Genomic DNA, 16,391 nt, shown 5'->3' with positions numbered 1-16,391 from the left:
TGTAAACGTATGAAAGGGGTAACCGTGATGGATTGTCTTTTTTGTAAAATCGTAGAGGGGGAGCTTCCTTCCACGAAAGTGCTCGAGAATGATAAGGTGCTTGTATTTCAAAACATTAACCCGGAGGCGCCGGTTCATGTTCTGATTATTCCCAAGAAGCATATCGCATCCATGAACGATATTCAGGATGAAGATTTGCTGTTGATTGGCGAGATGCACAAAGCGGCGAAAGAAGCCGCTGCCAAGCTGGGCATTGCGGAGAGCGGTTATCGATTAATTAACAACTGCGGACCTGACGGGGAACAATCGGTGTTTCATGTGCACTATCATCTGATGGGCGGTCGCCGTTTAGGCGCTTTAACAGGCATTTCGCCCGCGCATACATAACATTAGGCCAATGAAGAAATAGATCAGCCTCGCAGCGGAACGTCGTGGCGGGGTTGTTCCAATTCCTGCGACTATTGTAAAATAGACGCCTAAGGTTGACACCTTATTTCCGTTTGCCCTATAATGAAGTTTGATGAACCGTGTTAATGCTCTTGGACGGTCTGGTCGGAGGGAGGGAAAACTGGTGTCTGAAACTAAAGTTCGCAAAAACGAGACAATTGATGCTGCACTTCGTCGCTTCAAGCGTTCCATTGCTAAAGATGGCGTATTGGCTGAAGTGAAGAAACGCAAGCATTATGAAAAGCCAAGCGTAAAGCGCAAGAAAAAGTCCGAGGCTGCTCGTAAGAGAAAGTTTTAGGAGGATCTGAACTAGCATGAATCTTAGCGAACGATTGAACGAAGATATGAAGCAAGCGATGAAGAGTAAGGACAAGTTCAAACTCTCAACGATTCGAATGGTTCGTTCGACGATAAAAAATCTTGAAATAGATTTGAAACGAAGTTTGGATGACAACGAAGTGCTTGATATTTTTAGTCGTGAAATCAAACAGCGCAAAGATGCCCTCCAAGAATTTGAAAAAGCGGGACGCGACGATCTTGCCGCCGATGCAAAAGCAGAAATTGAGCTCCTAAGCGCCTACCTCCCGGAACAGCTTACTGAAGAAGAAATTAAAGTCATTGTACAGCAGACCATCCAGGAAACCGGTGCTTCTTCAAAAGCCGAGATGGGTAAAGTAATGAGCGCTCTCATGCCGAAAGTTAAAGGGCGTGCAGATGGAAAGCTTGTCAATCAAGTTGTTCAACAATTTCTGTAACAACATAAGTGAAACACCCCTTGTTTTCTCAAGGGGTGTTTTTTCTTTTTATCCGGGGGATGTATTCATGAACCGCCTCTTGGCGATGGTTTTTTCTAAGGATGGGCATACTTTTTGAAACGAAATCGTTTCTGATTCGTAGTAACTACCATATGAGGGCAAGTAGATACATATGCTTATGCAAAAGGCAGGTCGCTGAACCCGTTTTGTCGAAGTATAGGGGTACAGATGGCTTAATACGTCGAAAAGGAGGGGAACAGATGAGCAGACCGTTATGGATCCGCAAATTCCTGACATTCACGGCAGCCGTCGTTATGATGCTGATCTCAATCGGAATGTATGTAGGTCCGATGAAATCCGCGGTGGCTGCTAACATCGGATCGGTGTATGTCATTCCGGTCAAGCAGCAGATCGAGCGCGGCTTAACCAGCTTCATGGAGCGTGGATTTAAGGAAGCCGAGAAGATGGGGGCTGGACTGATCATCCTGGAAATTGATACGCCGGGAGGCCTGGTCGACCAAGCGGGTAAAATTGCATCCTTGATGAAGGCCAGCGATATTCCGATTGTGGCTCACATCACGGGTGATGCCGCATCGGCTGGAAGTTACATTGCGCTGAACGCAGACAAGATTGCCATGGCGGAAGGCAGCATGATTGGCGCGGCTTATATGGTGGATGCCAGGGGGAATCCGATCGAGGATGCCAAGATGGTTTCCTGGTGGAAAACAAGCATGGCGAGTGCCGCTGAAGCTTCAGGTCGAAATCCGGAGATTGCCAAGGGGATGGCTGATCTCAAGATGAAGATGGACCTACCTGAAGTCGGTTTGACGAAGCAACCCGGGGAGATCATATCGTTGACGCATGATGAAGCGCTGAAGACGGGTTATGCGGATACGATTGCGAACAGCACAGAAGAAGTTATCACGTGGATGGACTACTCCACGCAGGACATATTTCGGATGGAGCAGACCTTTTCAGAGAAGCTGGCTACCTTCCTAACGCATCCCGGTGTCATGGCGCTCCTGCTCTTCATCGGTATTGCAGGTGTCATTATCGAAGTGATAGTTCCGGGCTTTGGTGTGCCGGGCATTCTAGGGGTGACCGCATTTGTACTGTATTTCTTCGGTAACCAGGTCGCAGGATTTGCCGGTTGGGAGAACTGGCTGCTGTTTGTGATCGGTATCGTGATGCTGGCGATGGAGCTGTTTGTGCCAAGCTTCGGGATACTGGGCATCATAGGATCAGCCAGCTTGATTGCCGGCGTTGTTATGGCTGCCTACAGCACGTCTCATGTGGCTCTGTCCCTGGGTATTGGGGCGGCTTGTGCTCTGGTGGCTATCATCGTGGTCGCTCTCGTATTTAAGGAACGGGGAATATGGCGGAAGTTTATTCTCAGCGACAGCTTATCCAAAGAGCAAGGGTATATTCCGAATGAAGATCGGGATGTACTTATCGGTCTGGTCGGCACATCGATAACGCCGCTGCGACCAGCTGGAACGATGGAGCTTGAGGGGCGACGCCTTGATGTAGTTACCCTTGGAGGATTTATCGATTCCGGTCGGCCGGTCCGCGTCATCAAGACGGACGGCACCAGAATTGTCGTAGAGGAAGAAAAAGGGTGAACCTCGTCACGGAATTGTGTAGTATTAAATGGGCTAATGTTTAAGCGTTCAAGTGAGAAACGTAAATATTTTAAAAATGGAGGGTAAAGTAAATATGGATGGTTCTTTGATACCAGTACTACTAATCGGGGTTGTCGCGATCATTGTGCTAAGCGTGTTTTTCAGTTTCTTCCCGTTAATGCTCTGGATCTCGGCGATCGCTTCCGGCGTTCGCATCGGGATTATTACGTTGGTGGCCATGCGACTGCGGCGCGTAACGCCGAGCCGGATTGTGAATCCGCTCATCAAGGCGACAAAAGCAGGTCTAGGCCTGAATATTAACCAACTTGAGAGTCACTATCTCGCAGGCGGTAACGTTGACCGGGTGGTTAATGCATTGATTGCAGCCCAGCGTGCGAATATTCCGCTCGAATTCGAAAGAGCTGCTGCGATTGACCTGGCAGGACGCGATGTTCTGCAGGCTGTTCAGATGAGCGTTAACCCGCGTGTTATCGAGACACCGGTTGTAGCAGCTGTTGCTAGAGACGGTATTGAAGTGAAGGTTAAGGCTCGTGTTACCGTTCGTGCCAACATTGACCGTTTGGTCGGGGGGGCTGGCGAAGAGACGATTATTGCTCGTGTCGGCGAAGGGATCGTAACGACGGTAGGTTCCAGTAATTCGCATAAAGATGTTCTTGAAAATCCGGATCTGATTTCGAGAACGGTTCTGTCCAAGGGACTCGACGCGGGAACAGCATTTGAAATTCTGTCCATCGATATCGCGGACGTGGATGTAGGCAAAAACATCGGCGCCTACTTGCAGACCGAACAGGCGGAAGCCGATAAGCGTATTGCCCAAGCGAAGGCGGAAGAACGCCGCGCGATGGCGGTAGCCCAAGAGCAAGAGATGAAGGCTCGCGTCGTAGAGATGAGAGCACGCGTTGTGGAATCGGAATCCCAAGTTCCGCTGGCTATGGCTGAAGCGCTTCGCAGCGGCCAATTGGGCGTGATGGATTATATGAACCTGAAGAATATCGAAGCCGACACGCAGATGAGGGGTTCCTTCGGTAAGATGGGTGAGAATAATGACAATTCCGGGGACAACAAAACCAAGTAACGATGAGGTGAGCCTATAGTGAGCTGGTTAATCGAAAACTTTTACGTTGTAGCTGTTATAGGCTTCTTCATTATCTCCGCCCTCGGAAGACGCGGCAAGAACCCTGAGGAGGGGAAAAACCCTCGTATGCCGTCCTTCGGCGGCGAAGGGGATCGTCCTGTAAGACCGGGGCAGCAGCGACCACAGCGGCCTGAACCAAGACGGGTACAGACGACTCCGCAAGTCTCCCGTCCGGCACCTGTTCAGGAAAGCACCCGGATCGAGCGGATGGATGAAGAAGAAATGGATACCGGCAACGGATACTCTCTTGAACATCAAGAGATTGATCGAGCCAGACGTGAGGAAGAGATGAGGTCTCGACCTGACAGCATAGATCATCGACTCGAGATGATGGAGCGGGATTTGAACCGAATTCACTCGAATTTGAACCGGATGACCATCGCATTACCTGAAACGGTTGTCGAAAGCCGGGATGAAGATCATGAACAGTCCAGGGGCAGTGGATCGTTTCTTGCAGAACAAGCTCGAAACGGCATTGTTTGGGCCGAAATTCTGGGAACTCCGCGTGCCAAGCGCCCCATGAATCCTCGTCGTTAACTTGGCGGATTCATAAGGGACATTCGACCCGATTACTTGAATAAGATATGCGTAAAGATACAATTCATAGATTCATAGAAGCGGGAGACCGCCTTGTCAGATTTTTTTGACGGGGCGGTCTTTTTACTTTTGATCTCATAAAACGGCTTCCTGGGGCATAAGGTGTACAGTACAGGAAGGGGGAAAGTCTCCATATGTCCCGCATCAGCCGCAAGCTGCAGAAATGGACCCAAGAGATGCTTGATTTGCCACAGGACCTATTATTTGATTTGCCGCGGTTGACCCTGATTGGCAATAAAGAGCTGCATATCGAAAATCATCGCGGAGTCCGGCATTTTTCCGAGGAACGACTTGTGTTGTCTTTAACGCAGGGTTCTTTGGAGATTTCGGGGACCGGACTTGCGATTCAGGCTATTCAAAGCCATGAAGTGACCATCATTGGCACCATTCATCATATTCAATACATAGGAACGGGGGAGAAACCGTGAAAATTCCGACGATGATCCATCTTCGAGGATATTTGAAGCTCGCTGTTCGCGGTGAGCATGTGGAAGCATTCATCAATTCATTGGCGGAGGCGGGGATTCCGGTTTGGGATGTAACACCGACAGGGGCCCACTCAGCAGAGCTTAAGCTGCTGCTGAAGGATTTCAAAGGGCTCCGGCCGCTGTTAAAACGGACAGGCTGCCGTACGCGGATCAAGGGGCGTTACGGATACCCCTTCAAAGCTCGCCGTCTGTTGATACGCAAAGCGTTTGTTATCGGCATTGTTGCGTTTTTTATGATCCTGCTCACGCTTTCCTCGATGGTGTGGAACGTGGAAGTCGAGGGGAATGAAACGATCGCTTCGGAGGATGTGTTTGATGCGGCCAAGTTGGAAGGCATTTATCCGTTTCAGTGGATATTCAAGCTGCAATCGATGGACAAGCTGTCCGGAAATATGACCGCCCGCCTCCCAGGGACTTCATGGGTAGGGGTGGAACGCAACGGGACGCGCATTCGCATCCAGATCGTAGAGGCGGCCGTACCGGAGAAACCGCCGCTCCAGAGCCCGAGGCATCTAATCAGTACGCAGGACGCTGTGATCACCCATATTTACGCCGAGAAGGGGGTCCCGAAAGTAGGGATTAACAGTCGGGTGAAGAAAGGCGACATTCTGATTTCCGGTGTCCTTGGGGACGAGGAAAATTCGGAACGAATTGTAGCCAAAGGGGAAGTGAAGGGCCTTGTATGGCATGAATACGATATCGAAATCCCATTGGTGAAGACCCATAAGGTGTATACGGGGGAAGGAAAGAAGCGTTCGTATATCGTATTTGGCGATCGGGCCGTCCAGCTGTGGGGCTACGGGGATATTCCGTTTTCGCAGCAGGAGACCTTGACCTTCTATGATCCGCTTACGTGGAGGACGCGCGTGCTTCCGCTGGGCTGGATGACGGAAAAAATCATGGAGGTTACCGAGGTGCAGCGGACCATAAGCGAGGATGAAGCGAAAAAAGAGGGAATCGAGGGGGCACGCCGGGATATTTTGGCGAAATATGGGACCGATTCAAGATTTGTAAGCCAAAAAATTTTGCATGATAAGAAAGAGAATGGTAAAGTTTATATGAAAGTGCTTTTTGAGGTGGAAGAGACCATCGCGAAAGAACTTCCCATAGTATACGATCAAGGAGAATGAGGCTATTTGTCACAGCAAACGACCAGCATTCAAATTTTACTTCAAAGCGCGTCAGAAGGTCTGTCGTTATTCGGACCACAAGATACATTTCTTAAATTAATCGAAAAAGAAATTCCTGCGACGATAGATTCACGGGAAGCGGTCATCACGATTCGTGGGCAACATCGGAATGTGGAGAGTCTTCAGCAGCTGTTTGAAGTGCTGCTCCAGCTTGTGCGCAACGGCTACATTTTGACCGAGCGTGATATCCTTTATGCTGTAGAACTCGCCAAGGATCTGAGAGCTGATCAATTGCTGGATCTGTACAAGGGCGAAATCACGACAACCTTCAAGGGCAAGCCTATTCGTGTAAAAACCATCGGTCAGAAGCACTATGTGACCACCATCAAAAAGCGGGATGTTGTATTCGGAATCGGTCCTGCCGGAACAGGGAAAACCTACTTGGCCGTCGTTCTGGCTGTTGCCGCCCTGAAGGAAGGTTCCGTCAAAAGGATCATTCTGACAAGGCCGGCAGTAGAGGCTGGAGAGAGCCTGGGCTTCCTGCCGGGTGATCTGCAGGAGAAGGTTGATCCTTATCTTAGACCACTGTACGATGCCTTATACGATGTTATGGGCCCGGATCAAACGGCCAAGGCGCTGGAGCGTGGATTGATTGAAATTGCGCCGCTTGCTTACATGCGCGGGCGGACGCTGGATGATTCATTTATTATTTTGGATGAAGCACAGAACACCACGCCGGAGCAGATGAAGATGTTTCTGACACGGCTTGGATTCGGCTCGAAGATGGTCATCACAGGGGACGTGACCCAGATTGACCTGCCGCGGGGCAAGAAATCAGGACTTATCGAAGCTAAATCGATATTAAGCGGAATTGAGGAAGTCGGATTCGTCTATTTTGCCGAACAGGATGTTGTACGTCACTCTTTAGTGCAAAAAATCATCGTCGCTTATGATAAAGCAGCAGAAAACCAAGATTAAAGGGGATTGTCGCAATGGCCTCCAAAGAACCATCGACGGACAAGTCCATATGGGGTAAAAACAGCGGATGGAAATATAGCGTGGCAACACGCTATATTCTGTTTTTGCTGCTTGCTTTACTCTTTTATATCAGTCTAGCATCCAAGCTTTTGCCGGAACGCTATGACATCCAGGTCAATACGAAAAGCGAAAAGAATATCGTGGCGCCCGTGCAAATTGAGGATAGCAAGGCAACGCTAAAGGCACAGGAGGCGGCGGCGGAGAACGTCCAGCCGATTTACCCTCTCGTTCCTCTGCGGAATGACGTTCTGGTCACGCAAATCCTTGACCGCATTGAACGTTTGAATCAGGACGTCGATATCAGCTCTGGCGAAAAGGTCGAAATTTATCGTAATGAAATTCCGAGGATGGCTCGAGAATTCGTGCAAAACTTCGTGTCGGCCAACAGCACGAATGAAGCCTACTCCAAAGAGCTGCTTGAAGAAATGCAGCGTGTCATTGATGAACAGACCTATCGGATTCCTGAAGAGACTTTTATTAAGCTGCCGAGACTGACTTCCGAAGAGATTATCGAGATGAAAACGGTCGCCCGGGATATCGTATCCAGGCTGATGCTCAACGAGATCTTTGATGCGCAAACAGCCCGGGCACGGGTTGCAGAGATGGTAAGCACAAGTCGATTGAACGATCGTACCTCAAGAGAAGTTGTTCAAGAGCTGTCTCGACTTGCGATCACCCCAAACAAATTTCTTGACGAAGTAGCGACCAAGGAAGCAAGGGTTGAAAAACGCGAGAATACCGCACCTGTCTTTATTAAACAAGGGGATATCCTTGTGGCTAAGGGTCAACTCATTACACCCGAGATGTATGAGCTGCTTGGTAAAAACGGATTGCTGAAAGATGATATCAACTATTGGCCTGAGTTAGGGGTTTTGTTGTTATCGATCTTGCTGTCCCTCGGCATACTAATGTTCATCCGGCAATCGGATCCCGGTAAATTTAAATACAACAACTCGCAGCTGTTAATGCTGGTACTGGTGTATGTGATCACATTGATCACCATGCATTTGACAGCATTTCTGCAGAGTGATTCCCAGATATATGTGGGTTATCTTGCACCCGTCGCGATTGGCGCAATTTTGGTAACCCTGCTGCTGGAAATCTCGCTTGCCTATTTCAGCGTCATTATTTTCAGCATCATGGCGAGTGTCATATTGAATGTCCAAGGGGAGCTGTTTGATTTCCAATTTGGTTTATTCGCGGCCGTGACTTCATGCGTGGCGATCTTCTCTATCCATCGGGCGAGTCAGCGGTCAACCATGCTGAAGGGCGGCATTATGGCATCTCTCTTCGGAGCGCTGATCGTGTTCATTATGCTGCTGATCAATAACGATACGTGGACCACGAGTGAAACGCTGTATTCGATCGGTTTTGCGATTGCGGGCGGATTGTTAACGGCCATCCTGGTCATCGGGTTAATGCCGTTCTTCGAAGTCACCTTCGGTATTTTGTCGGCACTGAAGCTGGTGGAATTATCGAACCCGAACCATCCGCTGCTCCGCAAACTGTTGACGGAGACGCCGGGCACTTATCATCACAGTGTCATGGTCGGAAACTTGTCCGAAGCGGCGGCAGAAGCGATTGGCGCCAACGGACTGCTGTGCCGCGTCGGATCCTACTATCATGATATTGGAAAAACCAAGCGTCCGATCTATTTTATCGAGAATCAGAACAATATGGAGAACCCGCATGACTCCATTGAACCGAAGCTGAGCAAATCCATTATCGTTGCACACGCAAGGGATGGCGTGGAAATGCTCAAGGAGTACAAGCTGCCTAAACCGATACGAGATATCGCAGAGCAGCATCATGGCACAACGTTTTTACACTATTTTTATCATAAAGCGGTTCGCCAGGCGGAGGAGCAGGGCATAGAACTGGATTTCACCGAAGATGATTTCCGTTATCCAGGGCCGAAGGCTCAATCCAAGGAATCCGCGATTGTCGGCATAGCCGACAGCGTGGAAGCGGCTGTTCGTTCATTGCGTAAACCGACGGTGGAACAGGTTGAATCGATGATCGAGAAGATCATCAAAGGCCGTCTGGATGACCACCAGTTTAATGATTGCGATTTAACGATGAAGGAACTGGATATTATCGCCAAGACGTTAAAGGAGACGGTGATGGGGATTTTCCATTCCCGGATCGAGTATCCTGAAGATGTGAAGCGTCCCAAGCCGACAGCGCCAAATGGAGATAACCCGACCGCTTCCGAGACATCGGCAACGAGTGAGGAACAGAGAAGGAGCGTATAAGAATGAGCCTGCAGCTGGCATGGAATAATGAACAAGAGGATTTTCAGATTAGCGAGGATTTGATCGCCTTGCTTGAAGTGATTCTTCAGAAGGCCGGAGAGGCTGAAGGCGTTTCCGACGGCGAGGTTGATCTGACCTTTGTCGATGATAAACAGATCCATGAATTGAACCGGGAGTACCGGGGAATCGATCGTCCGACCGACGTCCTCTCCTTTGCGATGAATGAGATTACGAACGATGAGCTCGAGATCATTTATGAGCTTGATGAAGGAGAAGAACTGGAGAGCGTGCCGGATGTTCTGGGTGATATCATTATCTCGGTCCCTCGGGCAAAGCTGCAAAGCGAAGAATACGGTCATTCCTTGGAACGGGAACTCGGTTTTCTGTTTGTTCACGGATTTCTGCATTTGCTCGGATATGATCATCAGGATGAGGCGAGCGAAGCGGAAATGATGGGCAAGCAGGAGGCTGTACTTGCAGAAGTAGGATTGACAAGATAGTGAAGCCGCACAGACAATCGTTATACAGGGCATTTGGGTGCGCGATCCGCGGCATCTTGACGGCTGTACAAACGGAACGCAATATGAAAATCCACATTGCTGCTGCCTTGATTGTATTCATCGCAGCAGCTTTGCTGCAATTGGACCGAATGAGCTGGTTGTTTTTGGTATTGGCGATTGCCCTCGTATTTATCGCGGAGCTGGTAAATACTGCGGTAGAGGCCATTATCGATCTGATCTCGCCAGAAGAACATGTTTTAGCTCGGGTGGCTAAGGACACAGCAGCCGGTGCAGCGTTAGTTGCAGCGGTGTTTGCCGTCGTAATCGGCATTCTGGTCTTCTATGAACCGGTATGGGAATGGATACAATCAATGACAAGTTGAACAATAGGAGGAACTGGATATGGATGCAGGATTGTTAATGCAGGAAGCGATTAAAGCACGTACGCGAGCTTACATACCCTATTCAACATTTGGTGTAGGGGCAGCTCTGCTCGATTCGCGCGGAGAGGTACATCTTGGATGTAATGTAGAGAATGCCGCATACGGTCCTACCAATTGCGCTGAACGCACGGCATTGTTTCGTGCGATTGCCGATGGCCATGAAGCAGGGAGCTTCCAGGCAATTGCCATCGTTGCCGATACAGATGGCCCGTGTACGCCGTGTGGGGTATGCCGGCAAGTGCTGGTGGAGCTGTGCAAACCCGATATGAAGGTGATCATGGGGAATATGAAGGGTGACATCAAGGAAACGACCGTCAGTGAACTGCTGCCGGGCGCGTTTGGTCCTTGGGATTTAAACAAACAGTAAGTTTGCAATTGAACAGGATCGAACCAAGGTTTCAGAAACAACATGTAGATACAGGAACAGTAGCGGAGGAATGGTATGCAAAAAAAACAATTTAAATCCGGGTTTGTGGCTATTATCGGAAGACCGAATGTAGGGAAATCAACACTGATGAACCAGGTGATCGGTCAAAAGATTGCCATCATGTCGGACAAACCGCAAACAACAAGAAATAAAATACATGGCGTCTATACGACCAACGAATCCCAAGTGGTTTTTCTGGATACACCGGGCATTCATAAACGTCAATCCAAGCTTGGGGATTACATGAACCAGACCGCTTTAAGCACGCTGGGCGAGGTTGAAGCCGCGTTGTTTCTGGTAGACGCATCCGAGGGCATCGGCGGGGGAGACCGTTACATCGCCGAGCAATTGCAGAAAATCAAGACTCCGATCATCCTGGTCATGAACAAAATCGATAAGATTGAGCCGCCCGCTCTGCTCCCTCTGATTGAGCAGTATCGGAAGCTGCATGATTTTGCAGAGATCGTCCCGATTTCCGCCAAGCTGGGCAACAATGTCGACACGCTCCTTGAACAAATTCAGAAATACTTGCCTCCAGGCCCGCAGTATTATCCTGAAGACCAAGTGACGGATCATCCGGAGCAGTTCGTGTGCGCAGAGCTGATTCGCGAGAAAATTTTGCACATGACAAGAGAGGAAGTTCCTCACTCCATTGCGGTTACGATTGAGGATATGCGGGTGGAAGAGAACGGAACCGTATATATTTCAGCCGTGATTTTTGTGGAACGCGACTCCCAAAAAGGTATCATTATCGGCAAGCAGGGTGCTCTGTTAAAAGAGGTTGGCAGACAAGCCCGTCAGGACATTCAAAGACTGCTGGGGTCCAAGATTTTCTTGGAGCTCTGGGTTAAAGTTAAAAAAGATTGGCGTAACCAAGAACGCGTACTTCGCGATCTCGGATTTCACCGCGGGGAATAATAGAGCCGCTGTGCAAATCAGAGGGAAATCATACACGGCAGCCGCCTGCCAACAATTGCATTTCATAAATCTGCTCTAGGCGCACATCCTAATTTTCGTAGATGCGAAACGCCATTTCCGAAGAGAGGATGAATACGAATGCGAGATTTTTCGTGGAAGTATTTTGCGATGACTGGAGATGTCGATGCGTATTTGCTGTATAAGGAAACCGAGGGTGAGTCGGTTCTTACAGCTGCATCCGTTGAAGATGAGGCGGCCCCGCATGAAGAAGACGAGTAATCATTGGTTGTTCCAGGAATGGTTGGGGGAAAGCGCATGCTATATCGGGCGGAAGGGATCGTCATCCGCAGCATGGACTACGGTGAAGGGAACAAAATCATTACACTTTGCACCAAAGAATCGGGCAAGGTAGGCGTGCTGGTCAGAGGAGCCAAGAAGGTGAAAAGCCGTCATGCTGCTCTGACGCAGCTGTTTACTTATGGAGAATATGTGTTCTTCCGGAATGGTACCGGGCTCGGCAACTTGAACGCCGGTGAGATTATGGAATCTCACCACGGGCTCAGGGAGGATCTTATCAAAGCCGCCTATGCTTCTTATGCCTGCGAGCTCTTGGATCGGGTGCTGCAGGATGAGGAGACGGGCGCTTTTTGGTTTCATCAGCTTAAGGCCTGCCTGGAAGCCCTTCAGGAGGATAAGGATCCCCAAATTATCATCAATCTGTATGAGATGAAAATTTTGCAGGCGGCAGGGTACGGGCCGGAGCTGGATGTTTGCATTTCATGCAATCAATCCAGAAAAGACGAGGATATGCTGGTGAGCCCCCGCCTTGGCGGCGTCCTGTGCCGTTACTGCAAACATCTGGATCCGCCGGCAATGGCGATCTCGCCCAGAACGCTGAAGCTGCTGCGCCTGTTTGGACGGCTGGATTTAAGACGGCTGGGCAATGTGGATGTGAAGGACGAAACGAAGGCCGAGCTCAAAAAGGTCATGCGAGCTTTGATGGATATGCAGCTTGGGCTGCGTTTGAAATCGCAGAATTTTTTGGATCAAATGGACAAGTATGATATTTGACGTAAGGTATAGAATGAGGTATTATATTTATCAGTTTATTAGTTTTTTGAATACTGACATGCATTGAACGGGAAAGTAGTGAATAATCGATCCGTGAAAGCGAGCCGGGGGTGGTGGAAGCCTGGTAGGAGATATTCATGAACAGGGCACCCGGGAGCATGATGAAACGATAAAGTGGGTTTTGCTGATCGCTGAAGACCAAGATTATGTCTGCGACGCAGCAGGGCCAAGTAGGGTGGAACCGCGGGAAGCTACAGCTCTCGTCCCTATGTCTGTACAACAGGCGTAGGGCGAGAGCTTTTTGTTGTACAGAGAATGGATATGCATGGTGGAATGAATTTGAAAAAGAATGTAAAGGAGCTAAAAATCATGAATTTCCAGCAGATGATTTTGACGCTGCAGCAATTTTGGGCGGAACAGAATTGTATCATCGTGCAGCCGTACGACACGGAAAAGGGTGCAGGTACAATGAACCCGATGACGTATTTACGTTCGATCGGACCCGAGCCCTGGAATGTGGCTTATGTGGAGCCTTCCCGTCGCCCGGCTGACGGCCGTTATGGAGAGAACCCGAACCGTCTGTATCAGCATCACCAATTTCAGGTCATTTTGAAACCTTCACCGGACAATATTCAAGAGCTTTATTTGGAGAGCTTGAAGCGTCTTGGCATCAATCCGCTCGATCATGACATCCGTTTTGTTGAGGACAATTGGGAAGCGCCGACACTTGGTGCATGGGGCCTTGGCTGGGAAGTTTGGCTGGATGGTATGGAAATTACGCAGTTTACGTACTTCCAGCAGGTTGGCGGCATCGACGCAAGTCCAGTCGCTGTAGAGATTACCTACGGTATGGAGCGGCTTGCATCCTATATCCAGGATAAAGAGAATGTGTTTGATCTGGAATGGGTAGACGGCATTACCTATGGAGACGTATTCCATCAGCCGGAATTCGAGCATTCAAAATACACTTTTGAAGTGTCCGACGTTAAAATGCTGTTTACGCTGTTTAACATGTATGAAGAAGAAGCGAATAAAGCGATGAACCAAAATTTAGTATTCCCTGCGTACGACTATGTACTAAAATGCTCCCACACGTTTAACCTGCTGGATGCCAGAGGCGCGATCAGCGTAACGGAGAGAACGGGATACATTATGCGCGTGCGAAACCTGGCTCGTCAGGTTGCAGCCACGTATTTGGAAGAGCGCGAGAAGCTGGGCTTCCCGCTGATTAAGAAAGGGGGCACAGACCATGTCTAAGGATTTATTGTTTGAAATCGGTCTGGAAGAAGTCCCGGCGAGATTTCTGCGCGCCGCGATGGAACAGCTTCAGGACAAATTGGTCAAATGGCTGGATGCTTCCAGAATCGGGCATGGAGAAGTAACGGCATATGCTACGCCGCGCCGTTTGGCGGTATGGGTACAGAACGTTGCGGATAAACAAGAAGACGTCAGCGAGGAAGTGAAGGGGCCTTCCCGCAAGATCGCGTTGGATGATAGCGGACAGTGGAGCAAGGCAGCGCTTGGTTTTGCAAAAAGCCAGGGCGTTGATCCCGAGAGTTTTACGTTTAAGGAGCTCGGCGGGGTAGAGTATATCTATGTGACGAAAAACAGCGTCGGGGTGGATACGAAGTCGATCCTGCCTGAAGGACTTCTTGGCATTTTGACTTCGATGACCTTCCCGAAAAATATGCGCTGGGGCGCGCACGAATTTAAATTCGTTCGTCCGATTAAGTGGATGGTCGCTCTGCTCGGCAGTGAGACCATAGATCTGGAAATTACGGGCGTGAAAGCTGGGAACGTGACCCGTGGACATCGTTTCCTTGGCGGAGAGGCCGTTATTCCTGAGGCATCGGCTTATCGCGACGTATTGCGCGAACAGCATGTCATCGTGGACGTGAATGAACGCCAGGAGATGATCGTGTCGCAGATCCAGGCATTGGCCCAAGAGAAAGATTGGAATATCGCCATCAAGGATGATTTGCTTGAAGAGGTATTATTCCTGGTTGAGACGCCAACCGTGCTGTACGGATCATTCGACTCCTCATTCCTTCATATTCCGCAGGAAGTATTGATTACTTCCATGCGTGAGCATCAGCGGTACTTCCCTGTGCTGGATAAGCAGGGACAATTGCTTCCGTTCTTTGTCACGGTGCGCAGCGGGGACAGCCGTTCCCTGGACGTTATCGCTAGAGGAAATGAGAAGGTGCTGCGAGCCCGTTTGTCGGACGCGAAATTCTTCTATGAGGAAGATCAGAAGCTTCAGATCAAAGACGCCTTATCGAAGCTGGAGAGCATTGTGTTCCATGAGGAACTGGGGACTATCGGCGATAAAGTCCGCAGAATCCGCCGGATTTCCGATCAGTTGTCCGCGAAGCTTAGCATTTCGGCTGACGATGCAGATTCCGTGAGCCGTGCGGCCGATATTTGCAAATTCGATCTGGTGACCCAGATGGTTTACGAATTCCCTGAACTGCAGGGTGTAATGGGTGAGGATTACGCAAGAAAAGCCGGTGAAAAGGAGCAGGTGGCCAAAGCGGTGTTTGAGCATTACCAGCCTCGCTTCGCCGGTGACGCGGTGCCTTCCACCTCGGTCGGATCCATCGTGAGCATTGCGGATAAAATCGACACGATCGTGGGCTGCTTCTCCATCGGCATCATTCCGACAGGCTCCCAGGACCCTTACGCGCTGCGCCGTCAGGCGGCGGGCATCGTTCAGATTATCCTGGAGCACAAACTCCCGGTGACGTTATCTGATGTCTTCGGTGTGGCCCTGGAGGTTCACGAGAACATTCGCGTATTGAAACGCTCGACGGACGAAATCCGTAAGGACCTTAAAGAATTCTTCGGACTTCGCGTGAAGAAGCTTCTGTCCGAAGATCAGCGTTATGATGTGGTGGATGCCGTAATTACCGCAGGATTTGATCATGTAGTGTCGGTTGTATCCCGCGGTCATGCGCTGATGAATGCTGTCGATCATGTCGAAGACTTCAAAACAACGGTAGAATCCTTCAACCGGGTCAGCAATTTGGCCGCCAAGGCCGGCAAGGCTGCTGTCAATCCAGAATTGTTTACGGAAACGGAAGAAGGCAAGCTGTACGAAACTTGGAACGCGATTCGCGAAGATTATCATGCCGCGCTGAAAGCTGCTGACGGCGAACGTTCATTGTCCTTGCTGGGTGGACTCAAAGAACCGATTACCGGATTCTTCGACTCCGTTATGGTCATGGCAGAGGACGAAGCGGTTCGGGCCAATCGTCTCGCACTGCTCTCCGGTATCGATGGAGATTTGAAGCGATACGCCGATTTCACGAAATTGGTGTGGTAGTAGTGACAGCATGATTTTACTAATGTTATAATGCATTGTTCAGTGAAAGCGACAGCCCGCGGTTATGCACGGGATGGCGCTTTCGCTATGAACGGCCTGAATCAAGCAAGTGCTGGGTTATTGTTTATTTGAAGAGATAAGAAAAGTATAAGCTTCAGAGGCTTACCATCCTTATCTCGCAAGAAAAACTTCCGCTATATGCGGTCTGTCTTCTGTGAT

General features: G+C 49.6%; 18 protein-coding genes. All 18 read left to right on the top strand.

The genetic code is table 11. The features are described 5' to 3' along the window. Positions 1-27: 27 nt before the first annotated feature. The 18 genes from M4D81_RS02190 to glyS all read left to right on the top strand — a co-directional run bounded on the left by M4D81_RS02190 (position 28) and on the right by glyS (position 16,172). On the top strand, positions 28-387 hold the full coding sequence (locus M4D81_RS02190) for a histidine triad nucleotide-binding protein (RefSeq protein ID WP_071222932.1): 360 nt from the start codon (positions 28-30) through the stop codon (positions 385-387). A gap of 184 nt (positions 388-571) precedes the next feature. Further along, positions 572-745: a 30S ribosomal protein S21 gene (gene rpsU, locus M4D81_RS02185; RefSeq protein WP_005547957.1), complete on the top strand. Its 174-nt coding sequence runs from the start codon at positions 572-574 to the stop codon at positions 743-745. Positions 746-761: 16 nt separating this feature from the next. Next, positions 762-1,202 (top strand): GatB/YqeY domain-containing protein, encoded by a 441-nt coding sequence (locus tag M4D81_RS02180; RefSeq protein ID WP_006209020.1) that lies wholly within the window; start codon positions 762-764, stop codon positions 1,200-1,202. 260 nt (positions 1,203-1,462) lie between these two features. Further along, entirely contained in the window at positions 1,463-2,824 is a 1,362-nt protein-coding gene (locus tag M4D81_RS02175) for an NfeD family protein (protein WP_260064274.1), read from the top strand. Positions 2,825-2,918: 94 nt separating this feature from the next. Beyond that, on the top strand, positions 2,919-3,920 hold the full coding sequence (floA, locus tag M4D81_RS02170; RefSeq protein ID WP_071222934.1) for a flotillin-like protein FloA: 1,002 nt from the start codon (positions 2,919-2,921) through the stop codon (positions 3,918-3,920). 18 nt (positions 3,921-3,938) lie between these two features. Continuing rightward, positions 3,939-4,517, top strand: a complete 579-nt coding sequence (locus tag M4D81_RS02165; protein WP_260064273.1) for a hypothetical protein — start codon at positions 3,939-3,941, stop codon at positions 4,515-4,517. Between the two features lie 194 nt (positions 4,518-4,711). Next, positions 4,712-5,005, top strand: a complete 294-nt coding sequence (yqfC, locus tag M4D81_RS02160) for a sporulation protein YqfC (RefSeq protein ID WP_071222936.1) — start codon at positions 4,712-4,714, stop codon at positions 5,003-5,005. After that, the gene (gene yqfD, locus M4D81_RS02155) at positions 5,002-6,195 is read left to right on the top strand and encodes a sporulation protein YqfD (RefSeq protein WP_260064272.1); all 1,194 of its coding nucleotides are present in this window, start codon (positions 5,002-5,004) and stop codon (positions 6,193-6,195) included. Before yqfC ends, yqfD begins: the two co-directional genes overlap by 4 nt. Before the next feature lie 6 nt (positions 6,196-6,201). After that, on the top strand, positions 6,202-7,173 hold the full coding sequence (locus M4D81_RS02150; protein WP_071222938.1) for a PhoH family protein: 972 nt from the start codon (positions 6,202-6,204) through the stop codon (positions 7,171-7,173). A 14-nt stretch (positions 7,174-7,187) separates the two neighbouring features. Further along, on the top strand, positions 7,188-9,488 hold the full coding sequence (locus tag M4D81_RS02145) for an HD family phosphohydrolase (RefSeq protein WP_260064271.1): 2,301 nt from the start codon (positions 7,188-7,190) through the stop codon (positions 9,486-9,488). Positions 9,489-9,490: 2 nt separating this feature from the next. Continuing rightward, complete coding sequence (gene ybeY / locus M4D81_RS02140) at positions 9,491-9,988, top strand: rRNA maturation RNase YbeY (protein ID WP_071222940.1); 498 nt, start codon at positions 9,491-9,493, stop codon at positions 9,986-9,988. Then, entirely contained in the window at positions 9,988-10,371 is a 384-nt protein-coding gene (locus M4D81_RS02135; RefSeq protein WP_071222941.1) for a diacylglycerol kinase family protein, read from the top strand. Before ybeY ends, M4D81_RS02135 begins: the two co-directional genes overlap by 1 nt. Positions 10,372-10,390: 19 nt before the next feature. Beyond that, entirely contained in the window at positions 10,391-10,798 is a 408-nt protein-coding gene (gene cdd, locus M4D81_RS02130; RefSeq protein ID WP_071222942.1) for a cytidine deaminase, read from the top strand. Positions 10,799-10,873: 75 nt separating this feature from the next. Further along, positions 10,874-11,776 carry a GTPase Era gene (gene era, locus M4D81_RS02125; protein ID WP_071222943.1) on the top strand — a complete coding sequence of 301 codons (903 nt, stop codon included), beginning with the start codon at positions 10,874-10,876 and terminating at the stop codon, positions 11,774-11,776. Between the two features lie 138 nt (positions 11,777-11,914). Then, positions 11,915-12,055 (top strand): YqzL family protein, encoded by a 141-nt coding sequence (locus tag M4D81_RS02120; RefSeq protein WP_074961956.1) that lies wholly within the window; start codon positions 11,915-11,917, stop codon positions 12,053-12,055. Between the two features lie 36 nt (positions 12,056-12,091). Beyond that, on the top strand, positions 12,092-12,847 hold the full coding sequence (recO, locus tag M4D81_RS02115; protein WP_194541641.1) for a DNA repair protein RecO: 756 nt from the start codon (positions 12,092-12,094) through the stop codon (positions 12,845-12,847). A gap of 369 nt (positions 12,848-13,216) precedes the next feature. Continuing rightward, the gene (gene glyQ / locus M4D81_RS02110) at positions 13,217-14,104 is read left to right on the top strand and encodes a glycine--tRNA ligase subunit alpha (RefSeq protein ID WP_260064269.1); all 888 of its coding nucleotides are present in this window, start codon (positions 13,217-13,219) and stop codon (positions 14,102-14,104) included. Beyond that, positions 14,097-16,172, top strand: coding sequence for a glycine--tRNA ligase subunit beta (gene glyS, locus M4D81_RS02105; RefSeq protein WP_260064267.1), 2,076 nt, complete (start codon positions 14,097-14,099; stop codon positions 16,170-16,172). Before glyQ ends, glyS begins: the two co-directional genes overlap by 8 nt. Positions 16,173-16,391 lie beyond the last annotated feature (219 nt).

The organism is Paenibacillus sp. p3-SID867 (assembly GCF_025142895.1).
Taxonomy (GTDB): domain Bacteria; phylum Bacillota; class Bacilli; order Paenibacillales; family Paenibacillaceae; genus Paenibacillus_AQ.
This window is presented reverse-complemented; position numbering and strand designations above follow the sequence as displayed.

Bases quoted from the DNA above. Each gene is read 5' to 3' on its own strand.
- era (WP_071222943.1), top strand. From the start codon at position 10,874: ATGCAAAAAAAACAATTTAAATCCGGGTTTGTGGCTATTATCGGAAGA.
- M4D81_RS02180 (WP_006209020.1), top strand. From the start codon at position 762: ATGAATCTTAGCGAACGATTGAACGAAGATATGAAGCAAGCGATGAAG.
- glyS (WP_260064267.1), top strand. From the start codon at position 14,097: ATGTCTAAGGATTTATTGTTTGAAATCGGTCTGGAAGAAGTCCCGGCG.
- yqfC (WP_071222936.1), top strand. From the start codon at position 4,712: ATGTCCCGCATCAGCCGCAAGCTGCAGAAATGGACCCAAGAGATGCTT.
- floA (WP_071222934.1), top strand. From the start codon at position 2,919: ATGGATGGTTCTTTGATACCAGTACTACTAATCGGGGTTGTCGCGATC.
- recO (WP_194541641.1), top strand. From the start codon at position 12,092: ATGCTATATCGGGCGGAAGGGATCGTCATCCGCAGCATGGACTACGGT.
- M4D81_RS02120 (WP_074961956.1), top strand. From the start codon at position 11,915: ATGCGAGATTTTTCGTGGAAGTATTTTGCGATGACTGGAGATGTCGAT.
- M4D81_RS02145 (WP_260064271.1), top strand. From the start codon at position 7,188: ATGGCCTCCAAAGAACCATCGACGGACAAGTCCATATGGGGTAAAAAC.
- M4D81_RS02175 (WP_260064274.1), top strand. From the start codon at position 1,463: ATGAGCAGACCGTTATGGATCCGCAAATTCCTGACATTCACGGCAGCC.
- glyQ (WP_260064269.1), top strand. From the start codon at position 13,217: ATGAATTTCCAGCAGATGATTTTGACGCTGCAGCAATTTTGGGCGGAA.
- ybeY (WP_071222940.1), top strand. From the start codon at position 9,491: ATGAGCCTGCAGCTGGCATGGAATAATGAACAAGAGGATTTTCAGATT.
- cdd (WP_071222942.1), top strand. From the start codon at position 10,391: ATGGATGCAGGATTGTTAATGCAGGAAGCGATTAAAGCACGTACGCGA.
- M4D81_RS02190 (WP_071222932.1), top strand. From the start codon at position 28: ATGGATTGTCTTTTTTGTAAAATCGTAGAGGGGGAGCTTCCTTCCACG.